The 20,974-nt window shown below is 32.1% G+C and carries 18 protein-coding genes and 1 pseudogene; 7 read left to right on the forward strand and 12 right to left on the reverse strand.

Translation table 11 applies throughout. The features are described 5' to 3' along the window. Nucleotides 1–1,653, reverse strand: coding sequence for a DUF6029 family protein (locus D9R05_RS02755; RefSeq protein ID WP_121665673.1), 1,653 nt, complete (start codon nucleotides 1,651–1,653; stop codon nucleotides 1–3). A gap of 15 nt (nucleotides 1,654–1,668) precedes the next feature. Beyond that, nucleotides 1,669–1,977 (reverse strand): annotated as a pseudogene (locus D9R05_RS02760) (TlpA family protein disulfide reductase); the annotation flags it as partial. A 126-nt stretch (nucleotides 1,978–2,103) separates the two neighbouring features. Between D9R05_RS02760 and D9R05_RS02765 the strand changes: the two are divergent. The 3 genes from D9R05_RS02765 to D9R05_RS02775 all read left to right on the forward strand — a co-directional run bounded on the left by D9R05_RS02765 (nucleotide 2,104) and on the right by D9R05_RS02775 (nucleotide 5,074). Continuing rightward, on the forward strand, nucleotides 2,104–2,937 hold the full coding sequence (locus D9R05_RS02765; protein ID WP_121665675.1) for a T9SS type A sorting domain-containing protein: 834 nt from the start codon (nucleotides 2,104–2,106) through the stop codon (nucleotides 2,935–2,937). Between the two features lie 16 nt (nucleotides 2,938–2,953). Next, nucleotides 2,954–3,676 (forward strand): T9SS type A sorting domain-containing protein, encoded by a 723-nt coding sequence (locus D9R05_RS02770; RefSeq protein ID WP_121665676.1) that lies wholly within the window; start codon nucleotides 2,954–2,956, stop codon nucleotides 3,674–3,676. 81 nt (nucleotides 3,677–3,757) lie between these two features. Next, complete coding sequence (locus D9R05_RS02775) at nucleotides 3,758–5,074, forward strand: Omp28-related outer membrane protein (protein WP_121665677.1); 1,317 nt, start codon at nucleotides 3,758–3,760, stop codon at nucleotides 5,072–5,074. Nucleotides 5,075–5,081: 7 nt separating this feature from the next. Here the strand turns inward: D9R05_RS02775 and menA are convergent, their stop codons facing one another. Both menA and holA read right to left on the reverse strand, forming a co-directional pair. Further along, complete coding sequence (gene menA, locus D9R05_RS02780) at nucleotides 5,082–5,984, reverse strand: 1,4-dihydroxy-2-naphthoate octaprenyltransferase (RefSeq protein WP_121665678.1); 903 nt, start codon at nucleotides 5,982–5,984, stop codon at nucleotides 5,082–5,084. Between the two features lie 3 nt (nucleotides 5,985–5,987). Next, a complete protein-coding gene (holA, locus tag D9R05_RS02785) occupies nucleotides 5,988–6,992 on the reverse strand; it encodes a DNA polymerase III subunit delta (RefSeq protein WP_121665679.1) in 1,005 nt (334 codons plus the stop codon). Nucleotides 6,993–7,023: 31 nt separating this feature from the next. Between holA and D9R05_RS02790 the strand changes: the two genes are divergently transcribed. The 3 genes from D9R05_RS02790 to D9R05_RS02800 all read left to right on the forward strand — a co-directional run bounded on the left by D9R05_RS02790 (nucleotide 7,024) and on the right by D9R05_RS02800 (nucleotide 9,438). Then, nucleotides 7,024–7,470 (forward strand): type I restriction enzyme HsdR N-terminal domain-containing protein, encoded by a 447-nt coding sequence (locus tag D9R05_RS02790; protein ID WP_121665680.1) that lies wholly within the window; start codon nucleotides 7,024–7,026, stop codon nucleotides 7,468–7,470. A 10-nt stretch (nucleotides 7,471–7,480) separates the two neighbouring features. Continuing rightward, the gene (locus tag D9R05_RS02795) at nucleotides 7,481–8,473 is read left to right on the forward strand and encodes a glycosyltransferase family 2 protein (protein ID WP_121665681.1); all 993 of its coding nucleotides are present in this window, start codon (nucleotides 7,481–7,483) and stop codon (nucleotides 8,471–8,473) included. 95 nt (nucleotides 8,474–8,568) lie between these two features. Further along, nucleotides 8,569–9,438 (forward strand): OmpA/MotB family protein, encoded by an 870-nt coding sequence (locus tag D9R05_RS02800; protein WP_121665682.1) that lies wholly within the window; start codon nucleotides 8,569–8,571, stop codon nucleotides 9,436–9,438. Nucleotides 9,439–9,493: 55 nt separating this feature from the next. On the opposite strand, the gene D9R05_RS02805 is transcribed toward D9R05_RS02800, so the two are convergent. Together D9R05_RS02805 and D9R05_RS02810 are read right to left on the reverse strand one after the other, a co-directional pair. Then, a complete protein-coding gene (locus D9R05_RS02805; RefSeq protein ID WP_121665836.1) occupies nucleotides 9,494–10,153 on the reverse strand; it encodes a uracil-DNA glycosylase family protein in 660 nt (219 codons plus the stop codon). Nucleotides 10,154–10,284: 131 nt separating this feature from the next. After that, nucleotides 10,285–13,737, reverse strand: a complete 3,453-nt coding sequence (locus D9R05_RS02810; RefSeq protein WP_121665683.1) for a pyruvate carboxylase — start codon at nucleotides 13,735–13,737, stop codon at nucleotides 10,285–10,287. 276 nt (nucleotides 13,738–14,013) lie between these two features. On the opposite strand from D9R05_RS02810, the gene D9R05_RS02815 reads away from it, so the two are divergent. Further along, on the forward strand, nucleotides 14,014–15,081 hold the full coding sequence (locus D9R05_RS02815; RefSeq protein WP_121665684.1) for a formylglycine-generating enzyme family protein: 1,068 nt from the start codon (nucleotides 14,014–14,016) through the stop codon (nucleotides 15,079–15,081). A gap of 2 nt (nucleotides 15,082–15,083) precedes the next feature. Here the strand turns inward: D9R05_RS02815 and D9R05_RS02820 are convergent, their stop codons facing one another. Genes D9R05_RS02820 through D9R05_RS02845 form a run of 6 tightly spaced genes read right to left on the reverse strand, consistent with a single transcriptional unit; the run spans nucleotide 15,084 to nucleotide 20,929 of the window. Further along, nucleotides 15,084–15,866 carry a hypothetical protein gene (locus tag D9R05_RS02820; protein ID WP_121665685.1) on the reverse strand — a complete coding sequence of 261 codons (783 nt, stop codon included), beginning with the start codon at nucleotides 15,864–15,866 and terminating at the stop codon, nucleotides 15,084–15,086. Nucleotides 15,867–15,880: 14 nt separating this feature from the next. Beyond that, entirely contained in the window at nucleotides 15,881–16,561 is a 681-nt protein-coding gene (locus D9R05_RS02825; protein WP_121665686.1) for a YjjG family noncanonical pyrimidine nucleotidase, read from the reverse strand. Continuing rightward, nucleotides 16,554–17,843, reverse strand: coding sequence for a polysaccharide deacetylase family protein (locus D9R05_RS02830; protein ID WP_121665687.1), 1,290 nt, complete (start codon nucleotides 17,841–17,843; stop codon nucleotides 16,554–16,556). Before D9R05_RS02830 ends, D9R05_RS02825 begins: the two co-directional genes overlap by 8 nt. Before the next feature lie 11 nt (nucleotides 17,844–17,854). Continuing rightward, on the reverse strand, nucleotides 17,855–18,553 hold the full coding sequence (gene radC / locus D9R05_RS02835) for a RadC family protein (RefSeq protein ID WP_121665688.1): 699 nt from the start codon (nucleotides 18,551–18,553) through the stop codon (nucleotides 17,855–17,857). 48 nt (nucleotides 18,554–18,601) lie between these two features. Then, nucleotides 18,602–19,957 carry a UDP-N-acetylmuramate--L-alanine ligase gene (locus D9R05_RS02840; RefSeq protein ID WP_121665689.1) on the reverse strand — a complete coding sequence of 452 codons (1,356 nt, stop codon included), beginning with the start codon at nucleotides 19,955–19,957 and terminating at the stop codon, nucleotides 18,602–18,604. A 24-nt stretch (nucleotides 19,958–19,981) separates the two neighbouring features. Further along, nucleotides 19,982–20,929 carry a tetratricopeptide repeat protein gene (locus D9R05_RS02845; protein ID WP_121665690.1) on the reverse strand — a complete coding sequence of 316 codons (948 nt, stop codon included), beginning with the start codon at nucleotides 20,927–20,929 and terminating at the stop codon, nucleotides 19,982–19,984. Nucleotides 20,930–20,974 lie beyond the last annotated feature (45 nt).

The raw sequence follows: 20,974 nt of genomic DNA on the forward strand, positions 1-20,974 counted from the left end.
TTAAAAAGTTGTGGTAATATTTAATGTAAGCCCAGTATTTTCAGGAACAAAACGGCAAACACCTCCAACACAGATTAAACCACCACGCTGTCTTCCATAATTTAAAGCTACACGTGTTCTGCCTTCGGTATAACTTCCGCCTACATTATAATAATGTATTTTTCCCTCACCGCCATAATTCCAAGAGTCGGCAACGTAAAGACCAAAACTTGAAGAAAAATTATATTCGGCAACAGCTGCTGCCCAGTTTTTTCGATCTTGTTTTGTCCATAAATGCTGTAATTCTAAACGAGCAGATTTTCCGCCACCTAAACGATAAGTATGCTCAGCTACCGCAACGTTTGACTTAATATCTGTAAATCCAAGCGGACTACCATCGGTAATTCCTTTATCTATAATTGAATTAGTATAATAATAAATTGCACTCAATTCTTTTGTCCATCTCTTTTTAATTTCCAATGTTGCCTCTCTAAAATAGCGGTCTCCTCCAGAACCTATAAATTCTGAAGAGTAACTATCGGTTTCAACATCAAACTCAGCATCTAAACCACCCCAGTATGCAAAATTTCCTGATAATTTTGTTCCATATTTTCCGCCTAGAGCCGTACCTTTTTCCAAGGTATAGTAAATATCAAACTGTCCGCCCATTTCACCGGCTTGTTGCTGAAAGTCTAAAATTAATAACCTTGATTGTGGATTATATACATAAATATTTGAAAGTAAATAATCGTGTTGTTTTGTTAATGCAGGAACAAAGTTTATACGTTGCTGGTTAAACTGATTTCCTTCAGCTAAACGATCTGAATAAAAACTAAAGTTTTCCATTCTTCTTACCGTACCATTGATACCTAAGCCACTTTGTGCATACCCCAAAGTAAGCAATAAAGCATTTCCTTTATAGACATTGGCATTATTGGTGATTTGCCCTTCATTTACTAATACATCAGGTTCTTTATGAACAGCTTCAAAATTAGCATAGAAGGTTTTATAAAATAAATCTACTCTACCCGAATAAGCATTTACAGTAGTAGGAACTTTTGCATTTCCCATATTGTCTTGATAACGTCCTACATAACTCCCGCCTAAATCTAAAAATAAATTATCTACATCTAATAATTGTCCTACATCAATATTAGTATCTAATCCTTGCACTACTCCATCTGAAGTTTCAAAACCTACACGTTGTTCTCCATAAACAGCAGTTAAATCCCAAAAATCTGTTGGAGAAAACTTTACTCGAGCCCCTTTTAGTGCTGTATTAACTCCTAATTGCCGATCTTCCCAAGATCTTAAAATAAGACCATTACCGAATTGCTCATAAAAATATCCTGCAGTAATATCTAAAGATTCGTGTTCAAAATTCAAGTAGTAATTAGCAACTCCATTTCCTTCTAAAACCGGATCGTAACCTAAAAGTGGAGTTGGTAAATAAGCTTCATATTGAATTCCGGCAGTAAATTTACCGACTTCGTAATTTAAAAGAAAATAATTATTAGAACGGAATTGATCATCGGGGGCTAAAACTCCTAATTCTGAATCGTCTTGCAACCATTGCGAATTAGATTCAAAGCCACCTGAAAAGTTTCCTAATTCTTGTGCATTACTTGTTACGCTGATGAAAATCAGCACATATAAAATTTTATAAAATTTCATCTACTTGATATTCTCTTAGTTAGCGTATTCTTTTATTTTCTCATACAATTCATCTTCAGCTCCGGGAGAATAACCAGAATGCCTGTAGACAATTTTATTATTTTTCACTAACAATGTTAGTGGAACTGATGAGGCACCTAATGCACGCTTAAAATCATTATTTGTATCTAATAAAATAGTGTATTCCCAGCCTTTCCCACTAATTAATGGTCTAACTCTTTTAACGGTTCTAGCATCATCTACAGAAACTGCATATAACTCTATACCTGTCTCTTCTTGCCAATCCACATAAACATCATTAATAGCGTCTAACTCCTTTAAACAAGGAACACACCAATATTAGAACGTTTTACAAGCGCAACTTGCGGACCCTGTGCATCATTTAACAATCAGGTTTTTAATAATTTTCATCAGCAACGAAATGGAGATTATGTTTATATCGCTTATCATATGGATTTCCCAGATTATTCAAGTCAAGGTGGAGCAGCTGGAGATCCCTATTACATTGAAGCTGCTGGAACAAGATTTAGCTATTATGGTTTAAGCGGAGTTCCTAGTTTAGTAGAAGGAGGTAATATTTTTGATATTTTTGCTCCTGGAAACACAAGCACAAATCTTGGCAATACTGTAGATGCAGCTTTAAATAGAAATGCTTATTTTGAAATTACTTCTGCAAATGCTACAATCGAAAACAATGAGGTTTCTTTAGATTTAGATATACTTCCATACTTAAATGGTGAATTTACCATTTTTGCAGCAGTAAAAGAGAATGAAACTGTCGGAAATGTTTTACCTCCTAATGTAGGAGGAAATGGAGAAAATGAATTTGTAGATGTTATGATGAAAATGATTCCTAACGCAGAAGGCACCACGATAGATTTCACATCAGGAACTTCTTATCAAACGACTTTGACAGCCGATTTATCCAATACTTTTATTGAAGATTATACTGATTTAAATGTAGTTGTATTTATACAACATATGCCTTCTAAAACAATTATGCAAGCGGCAAATGCTGACACTACATTAGGAACAGAAGATTTTATATCTGATAGTACATTTAAAATCTATCCTAACCCTGCTAATAATGGATTTGTAAATATAACAATGCAACAAGCAGGAACTATTGAAGTTTATGATTTAACCGGAAGATTAGTTGTTAAATCCATTGATTTAAAAGTCGGTGATAATAAATTAAATATTAATGAATTATCGAATGGTGTTTATATCACTAAAATTAATTCTAATAATAAAACTTCAAGTCAAAAATTAATTATTAATTAATAACAAAAAAAGTTATATGAAAAAGATTATATCGAGTATTATCTGTTTATTTATTACTATTAGCATGAGTGCACAATTAGTGATATTAGATAAAGATGATAATGTTATTCAAGATAATCAAACTTTTACTTTCGGCACAACGGATATTGGTACTGCCAAGTTAAGTTTGCACATTCAAAACAATTCTTCTCAAATTATAAGAGTTAAAGGAGAAGTTATTTCTTTTTCGGGTACTGATGGAAAAAATGTCAAATTTTGCTTAGGAGAATGTCCTACATTTATTAATGTAGGTACGGTGGTTCCTGAAATGGGAGGTTATAATATAGAACCTAATGAAACAACCGACGGTATTGGTACTTATTTCTTGAATTTAGATAACTCTAACAATTATATTGAGTACAAATTTAAAATTTATCAAATAGACAATTCTGGAAATCAAGTTGGTAATGCTATTACTATTAATTATGTATACGACGCTAATCTAAGTACTTCAACAGAAGAATTAGCTCAAATGGGAGTTGATATTGAAAATACTATTGCTTCAGAAGAAATTAGACTTCAAACAAGTGAAAATATTTTTGCTTCTATTTATGATTTAAACGGAAAAAAAGTTTTCGAAAAATCATTACAGAACGGAAATCAATCAATAAATATTTCTATGCTTAATGCAGGTGTTTACCTTGTTCGATTCAATAATCAATCAGGAAATACAGCTACAGCAAAAATCATAAAAAAGTAAACTATTATAACTTTTTATTTGAATTCATTAAAAGCGGTATCAAATTTGATCCGCTTTTAGTGGTTTATAAAACTTAACTTTATGTCGAAAATATTAAAATATAGCTTATCACTTTTTATATTAGTTATGTTTGCTTGTAGTTCAGAATATGACTATAGTGTAAATGTAGATACAGAAAACCTAAGTTTTGTTACACTAAACACAAATCTTACTGAAAAAAGTACTGTAGGCTTAGAAGAACTAGTAAGCTTTAACTTAACCAATGATGTAACCGGAGAAAATATAAGTGAAGCCGCTACATTCTTTATTAATGAAGAAGCCATTTCAGGAAATAGTTATGAGCTTCAAGAAGCTGGAACTTATGAAATTTATGCTACTATAGAAGACATAACCAGTAACACTATACAGCTTGATGTTGTTGATGGCAAATATGTTTCTGTTAATCTAAAAGTAGCGATGAAAGGGCAAACAGTTTTATTCAAAGCTTTTGATACTGATGGAACAGAAATTACAGATGAAAGTGCATTTATAGTTAATGATAATCCTATTAACGGAAATGAATTTTCTAGCGAACAATCAGGAACTTACTCTGTAGTTGCTCAACATCAGGGAACCACAACAGCAATAACAACTTTTGAAATTTATACGGCAAAAAGAAAAGTTGCCCTAGAAGATTACACTGGAGGTTGGTGTGGTTGGTGTCCTCGTGTTTTATTAGTTATTGAAGAAGTTGAAAAAGTAACAGAAGATGTTGTGACTCTAGCTGTTCATAATAATGATGAAATGGAGTTTGAACAAGAAGAAGTCCTTAGAAATTCTTTTGATGTAGGAAGCAGTTTACCTAAACTTCGTGCTAATAGAACAGATAATATTAACGTTATTCAAGATAGTCAAATTCCTAATGCAGTAGATTATATTGCTTCAATGGCAGGTGCTGAGATAAATAATGCTATTGCTATTAATACGAAGTTATATAATGACCAGTTAAAAGTTAATGTTGAATTAATTTCAGAAGAATCTTTGCCGAGTTCATATAAATTAGCTGTTTATCTTTATCAAGATGGTTTAGCTTACGAACAAACCAATTATTACAATAACTCAGAAGGTAGCAAATGGTATCAGCAAGGAAACCCTATACCGGATTTTGTCCATAACCATGTTTTAGAAGCTAGCTTAACTGAAAACCTTTTAGGCGATAACATTGAAAATATTTCTGCTTTCGAAACTCTTAATAGAAATATTGGCACATTTAATTTGTCACGTTATTCTCATACAGATAATGGGAACACCTTTGACCCAAGTAGATTCGGTGTTGCTGTATTTTTAGTTGATGAAAATAACAACGCAATTAATGCACAATCTGTTAAAGCTGGAAAAAATGTTAGTTTTAATGAGTAATTTCTTACTATATAAAAACACTAATTAAAAGCAAAACAGAAAACAAAAATGTGCTTAAAGCAACCTTTTTTAATTCCGGATCTAATTGGTCCGGAATTTTTATTTTTAATACTTTACGTAAATGAATAAACAAAGGAATAAATGCTATTAAACTTAAAAATAGCCTATAGTCTTTTTTTAAAAGAATAAAAAACAGCATACAAAATAATGGAATAACAACTAAAGCTAAATGATAGATCTTGGCTTTTTTACCTCCTAATTTAACAACTAAAGTGATTTTTCCTGCACGTTCATCACTTTTCCGATCGCGCATATTGTTTAGATTAAGAACAGCAGAACTTAATAAACCGACACATATTGCCGGTAGGAAAACAATTATTTCAAGATAGTTTGTAAATAAGAAAAAAGTTCCACAAACACTTAATAAGCCAAAAAAAATAAATACAAAAACATCTCCCAACCCTCTATAACCATAAGCAGATTTTCCGACGGTATATTTTATTGCAGCCACGATAGAAGCGATACCAGCTAATAAAAAAAATAAACTATAAGCAAAATTATCAATTCCAAAAGCTTGATAAATCAACAATAGTGCAAGGACAAGAGTAATACTTGCCGTTATAATCATTGCTTTTTTCATTTCCTTGTCAGAAATGATTCCGCTCTGTAAAGCTCGCATTGGCCCTACTCTTTCTTCGTTATCGGTTCCTTTTACGCCATCTCCATAATCATTTGCAAAATTAGAAAGGACTTGCAAACCTAAGGTTGTACAAAGTGCTAAAATGAAAATACTCCAATCAAAAAAATTATATTCTACAGCTAATGCTGTACCCACTAAAATACCAGAGATTGACAGCGGTAATGTTCTTAACCTAGCGGCTTCTATCCAGGTTTTTAATTTTAAATTCATTTGTTATGCAGAAACTTTAACTAATAATTCTTTTAATAAATCGGCTTGTGGTAGCGCGTTAGCACCTATTCCTTTTGCTTTTGAATCTATATCACGTAGCACTTCTATAATGGAGCTAACTTTTTTCATCGGATAATTTTTTGCGGCTGTAGTATAATCATTTACAAAATAAGGGTTTACTTTTAATGCACTCGCAACAGCTTTTGGACTTTTATCGCGTAGTCCATGGTATTGCAATACCAACGAAAAATAACGAAATAAAATCGGAAGTGTTGCCAAAATACTATTGTCCTTTGGATTTTGAGCAAAATAATTAATAATTCGGTATGCCTTCTGAAATTCTTTTGCGCCTAAGGCTTTTTGCAATTCAAAATTATTAAAGTCTTTACTGATACCTATATTTTCTTCAATAATTGCAGGGGTAATTTGTGTTTCCTTTGGTAAAATTAATTGTAGTTTTTCTAATTCATTATTAATTTTTCCTAAATCTGCTCCTAAAAACTCAACCAACAAATGTGCAGCTTTAGGTGATATTGTATAACCTTTGCTTTGTAAATTTCGCTTAATCCAATCTGGCACTTGATTATCATAAAGCTTTTTACTTTCAAAAATAACACCCGTTTTTTTTAGCTCTTTATATAAAGTCTTTCTTTTATCTAACTTTTTATACTTGTAGCAAAATACTAATATGGTTGTTGTCTGTGGATTTTTAACATAATCTACAAGCTTTTCAATTGTTCTAGAAAGGTCTTGTGCTTCTTTTACAATTAAAACTTGATAATCTGCCATCATAGGAAAACGCTTTGCATTGGCTTTTATATCTTCAACACTTACATCTCGACCATATAATACGCTTTGATTGAAGCCTTTCTCTTCTTCAGTAAGCACATGCTGTTCAATATAATCGGCAATATTATCTATATAATAAGGCTCTTCTCCCATTAAAAAATAAATGGGTTTGAATTCCTTTTTTTTAATATCACCAATAATTTTTTTTACTTCATCCATAAAAAATCTAACTTTGAGTATTTAAAATGCAATGGTAAAACTCAATCTTCCTTCGTATTCATTTCGGTTCAAAAATAGCGAAAATAAAACCGCTATTTTTGATGTTTTACGTAAAAAATTCATTTACCTCACGCCAGAAGAATGGGTGCGTCAACATTTAATTCATTATTTATTAGATCAAAAAAAAATACCAAAACAACTTTTAAATGCTGAAAAACAGGTAAAGGTAAACGGAATGAATAAACGATATGATATTTTAGCCTACAAACCTGACGGAAAAATTCATCTCGTTGTAGAATGCAAAGCGCCATCAGTAAAAATTACGCAAGATACTTTTGATCAAATTGCACGATATAATCTAAGCTTAAAAGCTGATTTTTTAATGGTTTCTAATGGATTACAACATTATTATTGTAAAATGAATTATAGGGAAGAAAAATATCAGTTTTTAGCAGATATTCCATCATATTCTATTTAATTTGTAGATTGTGAAAATTGCAGTAGTCATTTTAAATTGGAATGGTAAAGCTTTACTCGAAAAGTTTCTACCATCGGTTGTTTTCTATTCAGAAAATGCTAGCGTGTACGTTGCCGATAATGCCTCTACAGATAATTCTGTTTCTTTTGTACAAAAAAACTTTCCTTCCGTAAAGATTATTCAAAATAAAGTTAACGGCGGGTACGCGAAAGGATATAATGATGCTTTACAAAAAGTTGAAGAAGATATTTTTATATTATTAAACAGCGATGTAGAAGTTACCAAAAACTGGTTAAACCCAATTGAAGAGCACTTTAAAAAAAATAAAAATACTGCTATTATTCAGCCTAAAATTTTAGACTATAAAAATCCTAATTTTTTTGAATATGCGGGAGCAGCAGGCGGATTTATAGATAAGTTTGGTTATCCTTTTTGTCGTGGAAGAATTTTTGAAACACTAGAAAAAGACCAAGGACAATATAATGATGATCACCCAATATTCTGGGCAAGTGGAGCTTGTTTAGCCATTAGAAAATCTGTGTTTTTTGAAATTGGTCAACTCGATGAAGATTATTTTGCTCATCAAGAAGAAATAGATCTTTGTTGGCGAGCACATCACGCTGGCTATCGCGCAATATTTCTTTCTAAAAGTAAAGTGTTTCACCTAGGCGGCGCAACATTAGCTGTTATGAATCCACAAAAGACTTTTTTTAACTTTAGGAATTCACTTTATAATCTTTTAAAAAATGTCCCCAAACCTCAACTTTTTTACATTATTATTTTCCGAATGATTTTAGATGGTTTAGCCGGGTTAAAGTTTTTACTAGAAGGAAAACCAAAACACTTTTGGGCAATTTTAAGAGCTCATGCCAGTTTTTACCGTAATTTTTCTAAAACTTTAAAAAAAAGAAAAACAATTTATACGATGCGCCATTATGCTTCGTTGACTTCTATTGTAGTTCGATATTATATTTTCAAAAACAAAAAATATAGTGATTTATAGAACAACTAAGTTTAGCTAAATAATTGTTAATAATAGCTTACTAAGCTCCAATTTTAATAGCTTTGAATCTTAATTATAATTAAATTAAACTGATCATGAAAAGAGTCTTTTTATTTACTGCTAGCGCAATGATTTTATTATCATCTTGCGTTTCTCAAAAGAAATACGCAGAACTTGAAGAAAAACAAAAAGAGACACAAGACCGCTTAAATACTGCAACTGTCAAGTTAAATACTTGTTTAGATGAGAAAAAAGTTGCCACAACAAAATACGAAAGTTTACAAGATCAAGTAAGCACTTTGAAAAACACCAATGCTGCTTTATTAAACAGTCAAGGTGATTTAGCAACTTTATCTAAAAAAGGTGCAGAAAATTTAGAACGCTCTTTAGAAAGCATTAAGGAGAAAGATCTACAAATAAAAACAATGCGTGATGCTATCAATAAAAAAGATTCGGTAACGCTTGCATTGGTAACGAGCCTAAAAGGTGCACTCGGAAATATTAATGATGAAGATATTCAAATAAATGTTGAAAAAGGAGTTGTTTTTGTATCAATTTCTGATAAACTTTTATTTAGAAGCGGAAGCTATCAAGTTTCTAATCGTGCAAAAGAAGTGCTAGGAAAAGTTGCTAAAGTTGTAAAAGACAAGAAAGATTTTGAATTTATGGTTGAAGGGCACACCGATACAGACCCAATCAGTAATTCTTGTATACAAGACAACTGGGATTTAAGTGTTAAACGTGCCACTGCAATTGTACGTATTTTACAAAATGATTTTAATGTAGATCCTGCAAGAATGACAGCTGCCGGACGTAGCGAGTACATTCCTGTTGACTCTAACAACACAAGTGAAGGAAAAGCTGCTAATAGAAGAACAAGAATTGTAGTTTTACCAAAATTAGATCAATTTTATAGTATGATTGAAGAAGGAATGAAAGAAGCTTCTGAAATGAGTAAAAAATAAAAACTTGAATATAAAGTTTCAACCTATAAAAGCTTCGATAAAATTATCGAGGCTTTTATTTTTTGAAAAACTCCTGATATTGTAAAACTCTAAAATCTAACGTATTCATATTAGGTCTTTTTTGCTTTAGTTTTTTATAAAGTTCCATACTTCCTACCGCTCTATTAGCTGCTCCTGAAGGTGCTGTTAAAGAAATAGTGGTTATTGCTCTTCCATTTAAAACAAATTGATGCTCTCGAGGTACATCATTACTAATTCTTTTTAACTTAACATCTGAATGTTTAATATGTTTTCTGAAAAAATACTCAGGTCCATTTTTACTATTTCCCCCTGTAAAAAGTAAGGTTTCAATGCTAGGATTTTCTTTTAAAATTTGAAGCATATTTCTTAATTTGACATCTTTCATCCCCAAATCTGAAGCATCAATTTTTTCACGCCAAGCGTATTCTACCATATAACAAATTCCTATATGGTGATTTATAAGAAAATTTTTACGTTCCTCTACTGCTTCTGTTGTATTTTCAAAATGCAGATTAAGTTTGAAAATTTGATCTAATATTTTCCATAATTGTCCATCTCTGCTTCCATAGCAAAAATCAACATCATCTTCTTTAAACTCCCCAATAGTAAAACGTGGTGGCGGAAGCGTCCCTACAATTAATTTATTAGCATTTTTTGGAATGAACGGCGGATATGGATGTTTGTGTTTAAACATATAATTAAAAATCATTGTTATCCAGTAAAGAATCAAGACCGCTTCGCTTTTAGAACCAAGAAAAGAGACCTTATTCTAAACTAAATTTAGAATGAGGAAAATTAACTTTTTAGAAAATTTTGATATAAAAACTACTTTAACTCTACAACCAAGTCATCACTTTTCACCATAGTTCCTTCAGTAAGGTAAACTTTTTTCACAGTTCCGTTTTCGTTAGCGGTAATTGTGGTTCCCATTTTCATCGCTTCAATAACAAAAAGCGGCTGATTGTTTTTCACAGGATCGCCTTCTTTTACTAAAATTGAAGAAAGGGAACCTTGCAGTGGCGCGCCAACGTGTTTCGAATTATTTTTATCTACTTTTTGATGAACTACTTTTTCAACTTTTATAGAATTATCTTGTATTTCTACATTTCTTGTTTGTCCGTTTACTTTAAAAAATACGGTTACTTTTCCCTCTTCGTTAGCTTCACTTACAGAAACTAAAGTAATTAGTAATGTTTTTCCGCGGTCTAACTCTACAATAATTTCTTCTTCCGGCTCCATTCCATAAAAGAAATTTTTGGTAGGAATATTCATTACCTTTCCGTACTTCACGTAGTGGTCATATAAATCTTCAAAAACTCTTGGATATAATTTATAAGAAAGAAAATCACTTTCATACAATTCCCGATCCATTCCGTCACCAAATTTATCTTTAAATTGTTTAAATTCTTTATCAAAATCTACCGGTTCTAAATGCGCATTTGGTCGATCAGTATACGGCTTTTCATCTCGCAAAATAATTTTCTGTATTTCTTTAGGAAAACCTCCAACCGGCTGACCTAAATCTCCTTTGAAGAAGCTCTTAACCGATTCTGGAAAAGAAAGCGATGCTCCTTTTTCCAGAAAATCTTCAATCGATAAATTATTGCTGACTAAATATTGCGCCATATCGCCCACCACTTTACTACTTGGCGTAACTTTAATGACATCGCCAAACAACTCATTTACTTGCGCATACATATCTGTAATTTCAGTAAATCGATCTTTTAAGCCTAAAGCTTCGGCTTGCGGCACTAAATTAGAATATTGACCTCCTGGAATTTCGTGACGGTAAACTTCTCCTGTACCAGCTTTTAAGCCCGATTCAAATGGATAGTAATATTCACGAACATCACTCCAATAAGTAGAATATTCATTTAATTTTTTAATATCCATTTTATTTTCACGTTCGTGATATCGCATAGATTCTGCCAACGAATTAAAATTTGGCTGAGAAGTTAAACCAGATAGACCTGCTAAAGCAACATCTACCACATCTACACCGGCTTCAATTGCTTTTATATATGTTGCTGATTGAATTGAAGAAGTATCATGTGTATGCAAATGGATAGGAATATTTATTTCGCTTTTAAGAGCTGAAACTAATTCTGAAGCAGCATAAGGTTTTAGTAAACCAGCCATATCTTTTATCGCTAAAATATGCGCTCCGGCATTTTCAATATCTTTTGCTAATTGTAAATAATAATCGAGCGAATATTTTGTTCGCTTAGGATCTAAAATATCACCTGTATAACACATAGCTCCCTCTGCTAAACCATCGGTTTTTGTACGAACGTGCTCAATACAAGGTGCGATTGATTTCATCCAGTTTTGCGAATCAAAAATTCTAAAAATATCAACTCCGTTTTCCCAAGATTCCTGTACAAATTTTTCAATTAAATTATCCGGGTATGCTGTATAACCAACTCCGTTAGAACCTCTAATAAGCATTTGTAATAAAATATTTGGCATTGCTTTTCTCAACAATTGCAAACGCTCCCACGGATTTTCTTTTAAAAATCGCATACAAACATCAAAAGTTGCACCGCCCCAAACTTCCATGCTAAAAATTTCCGGATGATTTTTCGCATAACCTTCTGCTACTTTAAGCATATCGCTTGTTCGCATTCTGGTTGCCAGTAAACTTTGGTGTCCATCGCGCATGGTGGTATCAGTAAAATGAATTTTCTGTTCACTACTTAACCATTTTGCAAAACCTTCTGGTCCTAGTTCAGTCAATCTATCTTTTGTTCCTTTTGTATAATTCCCGTCTTTATTAAAGCTAGGTACAGTTGGAGTAATCAACTTTTTTGAGGGATCGGTAAATTTTACATCTTGATTTCCATTTACAATAATATCACCTAAAAAATTAACCATTTTGGTGGCTCTATTTCTAGGTTCGGTAATTTTAAATAATTCTGGCGTGTTTTTTATGTAGTTTACGGTAACCTCTCCATTTCTAAAAGTTTGATCTTTTAAAATATTATCTAGAAAGGCCATATTTGTTTTCACCCCACGCACTCTAAATTCTGCCAAGGCACGACGCATTTTTCTACAAGCGCCATCTAACGTCCGGCTATTTGCAGTTAATTTGGTAAGCATAGAATCAAAAAATGGCGAAATAGTTACGCCTTGATAAACGCTGCCTGCATCTAAACGAATTCCGAAACCACTTGCACTTCGGTAAGTCGTTATGGTTCCATAATCCGGTTTAAAATCATTTTTAGGATCTTCTGTAGTAATTCTACATTGCACCGCATACCCATTAGTTGAAAGTTTTTCTTGACTTGCAATTTTTATTTGTTCATCAGAAAGTTTATAACCGCCGGCTATAAAAATTTGTGCTTTCACGATGTCGATTCCTGTAACTACCTCTGTTACGGTGTGTTCTACTTGAACGCGCGGATTTACTTCAATAAAATAAATACTTCCGTCTTCATCAACCAAAAATTCTACTGTTCCTGCATTATTATAATCTACTGCTTGACAGATTGATGTAGCGTAATCGTAAAGTTTATTTTTTACTTCTTCATCTAAACCAATAGAAGGCGCGATTTCTATCACCTTTTGATACCGCCGTTGCACCGAACAATCACGTTCAAAAAGATGAACCATATTTCCATGATTATCGGCTAATATTTGAACTTCTATATGCTTTGGGTTTTCAACAAATTTCTCGATGAATAACGTATCGTCACCAAATGCATTTGCGGCTTCCCTTTTGGACTCTGGAAATGCTTTTTTTAACTCCTGCTCATTTCTTAAAACACGCATTCCACGGCCTCCTCCTCCAGAAGCTGCCTTCAGCATAATTGGATAACCAATTATTTTAGCTTCTTCTACAGCAATTTCAACAGAAGTTAACTCCTCTTTATTACTCTGAATTACAGGAACATTATTTTGAATAGCTACTTCTTTAGCGGTAACTTTATCTCCTAATGATTTTAATACAGAAACTTTTGGACCAATAAAAGTGATTCCGTTATCAGCACAAGCTTGCGCAAATTTGGCGTTTTCAGATAAAAATCCGTAACCGGGATGAATAGCATCTATACCATTTTCTTTAGCCACATTAATAATCTTATCAATATCTAAATAAGGTTTCAAAGGGTCGTTGTCTTCGCCTATTTGATAAGCTTCATCTGCTTTATAACGGTGTAGAGAATAGCGATCTTCAAACGTATAAATCCCGACAGTTCGCAAACCTATTTCGGTACAAGCTCTAAAAATTCTAATGGCGATCTCTCCTCGATTGGCTACAAGGACTTTCTGAATATTCATAAAAGTAATGTTTAAAAAATGGATATTTGGTCTCGGTTTTAATATCGTTAAAAAAACAATGTGGTAAAAGTTTATTTTCTAAAAAGCTTGTTAAATAAAGTTTACAGAAAAATATCGCCTAAAAAATTTGAAAGAAAGTATCTCTTTGGATTTTCTTGTTCTAAAAAATTTAAAACGTTATAAAAAATAATTCTTGTCTTAACATTTAAATTATTATTTTTAATTACTGATAAAGTTGAATTTTTCAATCACTATATTCTCAGAAACCACCTTGAAATGAAAAGAATCATACTTCTCCTCCCTTTTTTACTTCTAATCTTCACCCAATGTGATAATGAAAAGAAGAAAATAACAGAAAATTATTCAAAAAAAACAGCACAAAAAAAATTAAGTCCTGCACCTAAAGGAATGGTTAAAATAAATGGAGGAAGATTTCATCTAGGCACTAATGATCCTGCCGCGCCTAATTACGAATCGCCTGCAATATTGACCGAAGTCAATGATTTTTATATAGATAAAACTGAAGTTACCAATAAGCAGTATCAGGAATTTGTTGAAGCTACTGGTTATAAAACTATTGCAGAACGAGAAATAGATTGGAATGAACTAAAAACACAACTTCCACCCGGAACACCAAAGCCACACGATTCTGTTTTTAAACCGGGATCGTTAGTTTTTACACCTCCAGAAAAAGAAGTGCCGTTAGAAGATATTTCGCAATGGTGGTCGTGGGTAATTGGTGCTAATTGGAAACATCCACAGGGACCAGGCTCTACTATTGAAGATAAAGAAAATTTACCGGTAGTTCACATTGCCTATGAAGACGCTAAAGCTTATGCAGATTGGGCTGGAAAGCGCCTTCCTACTGAAGCCGAATGGGAATATGTTGCCCAAGGAGGAAATAACAACAGTGCTTTTGCTTGGGGAGATGAATTAACTCCTTCAGGAAAATATTTAGCCAATTTTTTTCAAGGAAATTTTCCTTATCAAAATACTCAAGAAGATGAATTTGAAAAATCTGCACCTGTAGCAAGTTTTCCTGCCAATTACTTTGGCGTATATGATTTAATTGGGAATGTTTGGGAATGGACAAGTGATTGGTACAGACCCGATACGTTTAAAATGTATCAGAATAAAAATTTTGCTATTTGTCAAAATCCAACAGGACCAAAATCCAGTTTTGACCCCAATGAACCTTATACTGTAAAAAAAGTCATTAAAGGAGGTTCTTTTTTATGTAGTCTAGATTATTGCTCAAATTACAGACCAAATGCTAGGTTTTCTACTGCGATAGATAGTGGTCAGGAACATTTAGGCTTTAGATGTGTAAAAGATATTGAGTGAATTTAATCCTCCATTTTTCTTTTAAAGGTGATTTGTTTTAATTGCTCGGTCTCTTTATCAAAATATTCTACGATTAAATTTCCGGATTCATTAAAAGAAACTGTCCCGTTTATTTTATCTGAGTTATATAAAATATTTTCCGATTTTGTGTAGTGCAAATGACCTACACGTGTACCGCTTTCCTTTTCAGTGAGCAAATAACCCGCTTCAATTTTTTTTAGAGCATAAGAAGTATTTCCTCTTAAAAATGTAAAATAAGTAGCTTTATCCAGCTCATTTTTTTCTTCTAAATTTTTATTAATAGAATCATTATATTCTTCATAAAAACCCTGTTTCCCATTATAGTGATGATAATATGCGCCAAAAGACTCAAATGCACTTCGAAGCGCATCTTTATAAGCCGCTTCATAATCTTTTAACTTACTAGAACCCTCTTCTGATTGAAACACAACATTACCTTCGCAATCTTTTAAAAGCAACTTTGCTTTTGTATTCATTTGAAATAAGCCCGTCGGAGTTCCCGTTACATCTGCGTAAAGACCCAAACAGCGATCTACACTTAAATTTGAAAGTACAGGATCACTCTCTATGTATGTTTTAAAGTTTATTTGATTTAATAAATGCTTGGTTAGAGAATTTAATAGAAATTTATTCTCTTCGTTTCCTAAAAAATCGTAATCCAAAGGAACAACTACATATTTATAATTATCTAAAACTTCTGTTCGTTGGGCATTGCTTTGAAAACTAACAAATAGAATTAAAAATAATACGATAATTTTTTTCATATCACTAAATCGGGTTATAATATTTCTGATAGTTGTTTTAATGAATTAACACTTAATCTTTCTGTGGTTGGTTGCGATATACTTGCAAAATGAATTGCTTTCATTCCAAATTTTTCTGCTCCTAAAACATCTGCCTCTAAATTATCACCAATCATTAAACTTTTTGTATGACAGGTTTCTGCTTTCTTTACCGCTCTTTCAAAAATAAGTGGATGTGGTTTTTTAACACCAGCATCTTCTGAAGTTGTTATCGTGGTAAAATAGTTATCTATAGCAGCATTTTTTAATTTAATGTGCTGTACCTCTTCAAAACCATTTGTGATGATATGCAACCTATATTTTTTAAATAGATAATCCAAGGTAGGAATCGCATAATCAAATAAATAATTATTTTTTGGTAAAAATACAATATAATCTTCTGATAGTTGATTTACTTTTTCTTTTGTTATTTTAAACCCTATATCTTCAAAAACCTCCATTAATCTTCGGTAACGCAATTCTTCTTTCGTTATTTTATCTTCTCTAAAAAGTTTCCAATACGCATGATTTTTAGGAATATATACTTCTAAAAAATCATCTAAATTAATAGTAAGCTTATTTTTATTGAAAACTTCTTGAAAAGCTAAAGCAGAGTTTCGCTCAAAATCCCAAAGGGTATGATCTAAATCAAAAAAAATATCGGTAACATTATTCATGTTCGTGCAATTTGTATACAAGTTCTAAAAATTTTTCTTTGTCTTGCTCATCTTCAAAATCCGAATTTTTAAATATGAGCACCAAATCGCCGCCAACCTTTTTTACCTTTTCCTGAATAGTTTCTAAGGTTTTTTTAACCTCAAAATAAGATAATTTCTCCAACACTTGACTATTAAAAGCTATCGGCTCTATAACCAAAGGAGAAATACGTTCAAAATTAATATCGTAAAATAAAAATGGCGTACATGTACCGGCTCTAAAACCAATAACATCGGCATAACTCATAGAAAAATCTCTAGCAATTTCTAGCTTATCAAAGTTATTATACAAATTAGGTAAATTTATATCGTAATCGTTTACTAAAGTATTTTTCAATGGTCTATTCACGATAGCTTCCCAACGTTTCTTTTCTCTTTTTAAAACCTTTAAGCTACTTATCGCTTCATATCCAGGAAGTAAACCAATGGGACCATAATCTGCCATAGATTTTATTAATGCATGATATTTCACTTTATGATAGCTGATGTTTTTATTATAAATAGAATAATTACTAAGCTGAAACATAAAACTCCAACGCAAATTTTCTTGCTTAGAAAAAGCAATAATATCATCATACACGTCATAAGGATCTCTTTTTAAAAAAGTCAAAACTTTTAAACGTTCTATAAAATCAGAAAAATTTAACCGAAAAAAATCTCTTAAGCTCGCTCCTACACTTCTCACAATCCCCTTTTTCTTATACTTAAAAACTTCAGCTACCGCTAAAATATTTTTGTTTTGAAATGGTTTTATTTTGTGCTCTAAATTAGGAAAACGTTCTTTTAAAATCTCTAAAAATTTAAATGCCCATAAGTCAACTAACGGCTGATCTATTATTTCCTCTTTCACCAAAAAACTTTCTGAAGAAGGATATCTTCCTTTTTCATCTTTTACGTGTGGTAAATATTCTTCGTATCGACTTAATAAATAAAATGATGCCGAAAAAATATCAAAAGGTAAATCACTTTGATCTGAAACTTTAAAAAAACCAACTGTATTTTCCCAAGGAAATAATTTTAATTCTGTATCTGAAAAACCTTGCTCTAATAATAATTCTGTTTGTTGTACAAATAATTCATTTCCTAATTTTTGCTTTCCGTAAGAAAGCTTCATGCCTTCGTGTGCAACAAACTCTTCGATCTTTGATGTGAATTTTATATCGATTCCTAAAATATGGGTACACACATGCTTAAATGTATAATTAATTCTTGGAGTTAAGGTCTTGGTATAAATTAACAGCATGGTTATAGCACTTATAAAATAGCCTCATCGGCAAAGCTAAAATAGGATTTTTGCGTAACAATTAAATGATCAAGCACTTTAATATCTAAACTTTCTCCGGCTTGTTTTAGTTTATAAGTAAGCTGTTTATCAGCCGCACTTGGCTTTAGTGTTCCTGAAGGATGATTGTGAGCTAAAATTAGAGAAGTGGCACCAATTTCTAGGGCATTCTTAAAAGCCAAACGTACATCAACCAGTGTACCGGTTATTCCGCCTTTACTTAATTGTGATTTTTGTAAAATTTTGTTAGAATTATTTAGGTATAAAATCCAAAATTCCTCGTGTGGTAAATCACCTAAAATAGGCTGCATAACTTCGTAAACTGATGCGCTAGAAGTAATCTTCTTTTTTATAGCGGCTTCTTCTCCCCTTCTTCTCCTTCCTAACTCCATAGCAGCAACAATAGAAATTGCTTTTGCTTCACCAATACCTTTAAACTTTAGCAGTTGCTTAACCGAACATTTTCCTAAATCGTTTAATTTATTATTGGATTGTTGAAGAATTTTTTGTGCTAATTGCACCGCACTTTCTTCTTTATTACCCGAACCAATTAAAATTGCAATTAATTCTGCATCGCTTAAAGAAATCTCGCCTTTATGCAATAATTTTTCTCTTGGGCGGTCGCCTTCCGCCCATTTTTTTATAGAAAAAGAACTTTCCTGTTCTTTCATGAAAGTGATTTTTTTAAAGGTAATAATTTTTAGGCGAACCTAATTTTACTAGAGCCAATCTTTTACCTTATCAAAATCTAAACCTCCATAATTACCACTACTCATAAAAAGAACTACAGCATTTCTAAAAGTATCTTCTTTTAAATATGCTTGAAATAATTCTGAATTTACATATACTTTTAAATTTTTATGCTGAAAGGCTTCTTGAATTTCTTCTGGAGAAAGTGTTTCCAATTGCTTTAATTGAACCGCTTCTGGTGAATAAAACACAATAGCTTCATCTGCTGCATCTAAGGTGTTTTTATATTGCGCCAAGAATTCTTTCGTTAAACTACTGTAAGTATGCAATTCTAAACATGCTACAATTCGCTCTTTATCTGTAAACTGATTTTTTACAGCAGTTGTTGTTGCTTTTACCTTAGACGGGCTATGGGCATAATCTTTAAAAACTACCGTGCCACGTTTTTCGGCTATTTTTTCTAATCGTTTTGCAGCTCCTTTAAAAGTAGCAATAGCTTCATAAAAATCGGCTTCATCTACTCCCATATGCTGACAAACCCATTTTGCTCCGGCTAGATTATTTAAATTATGTTCTCCAAAAATCTCTACCGGCATTTCTCCTTCCGGTGTTTCAATATAAGTATCGCCATCTTTTATAGTATAGTTTGGAGTTTTATAAGCATGTTTTCTTGTCGGTTTTGTGGCACTTTCGGCAATTTCCTTTACTAACGGATCTTCTTCGTTATATACCAAAATACTTCCGTTAACCATTTCTTCGGTAAAAATTTTAAACTGATCTACATAGTTCTTAAAATTTGGAAAAACGTTAATATGATCCCAGGCAATTCCACTTATTAAAGCAATGTTTGGTTTATATAAATGAAATTTTGGTCTGCGGTCTATTGCTGAAGATAAATATTCATCCCCTTCAAGTAGCATAAAATCGTTCTCATCTGTTAAATGAACCATGGTATCAAAACCTTCTAACTGTGCGCCAACCATAAAATCTGTAGGCTTATCAAAATAATGAAGCACGTGCAAAATCATTGCTGTAATAGTAGTTTTTCCGTGCGAACCACTAATTACAACCCGGGTTTTTTCTTTGCTATGTTCGTATAAAAATTCTGGATAAGAATAAATTTTTATTCCTAACTCTTTGGCTTTTTTTAATTCGGGATTATCTTCTTTTGCGTGCATTCCCAAAATTATAGCATCTAAATCTTTGGTTATTTTTTCCGGAAACCAGCCTTCTTCTTCAGGTAATAAATCGGCTTTCTCTAATCTAGTTTTTGAAGGTTCAAAAATACTATCGTCGCTTCCGCTTACTTGATCTCCTTTTTTATTTAATGCCAAAGCTAGGTTATGCATCGCGCTTCCGCCAATGGCTATAAAATGAATTTTCATAGGTGTTTTTTTATAAGAAATAGATTACATCGCTAAAATTAAAGCTTTTTCTTCTTGTGCTTTTTTAAAATCATCTTCAATTGCTAGCGATTTTTCTATCCAATTTTTTGCTTGATTTTTATTGTTTAAATTTCTGTATAATTGTGCTTTTCTGAAATATGCCACGTGCAGCGGCACACCGTCTATAGAGGAAAAGTCATCAATATAACGCTGCAAATATAAAAGTCCGCGCTCGTTTTGTACATTATATTCTGCAGAGGCTTTTGCGGTAAGGTAATTTAGCTGATTTCTATTAAAATTCACACAACCGCTAATTTCTTTTCCCGCTAATTCTACAATTTTATGCATCGGAAATTTTTCTAGTTTTTCTTTGCAATTTTCTGGATTGGTAAACTGAATAGCTTTTAAGTAATATTGCTTTGCTAGTGCGGTATTTTCTTCAGCTTCGGCTACAAAGGCTTTTGCAAAGTTTCCATTTAAAGAATCTATTGCTAAAATCTGATCTGCATAATTATCTGCAGTATCAAAGCTTCCGCCTAAAAATCCCGGTAATTGAATGTATAATTGTACTAAGGCCCAACGAGATTCTAAATGACTTTCATCTAATTTTGCTGCTTTTTTAATGTGTTTTTTTATATCTGAAATATAAAAAGCCGCCTCAAATTTACTAATCACCTTAGCTTTAAGCCCTAACGTTCCACCATATTTAAAATTAAGGTTTGCATTTTCAGGCTTTTTCTCAAGTAAGTTTTCATAAATAGACAGGGCTGTATCCCAATCTTTTTCCAAAACAGCGATATCTGCAATATACTCTTTTGCTTTTTCTTTATTTTCTGAAGATTCTTCAACCGCTAGGAAATATTCTTTTGCTTGATCTAAATCTCTTTTTTCAAAAGATTTTTTACCCTCTTCAAAATTGGTTTGTCCTAAAACAAACATGGGAATCAAGAAAAATACAAATAAAAATTTCATAGGTACTGAATTAATATTCTAATGAAACAAAAATAACAAGCCGAA

It is taken from the genome of Mesonia aquimarina (assembly GCF_003667275.1).
Classification (GTDB): Bacteria; Bacteroidota; Bacteroidia; order Flavobacteriales; family Flavobacteriaceae; genus Mesonia; species Mesonia aquimarina.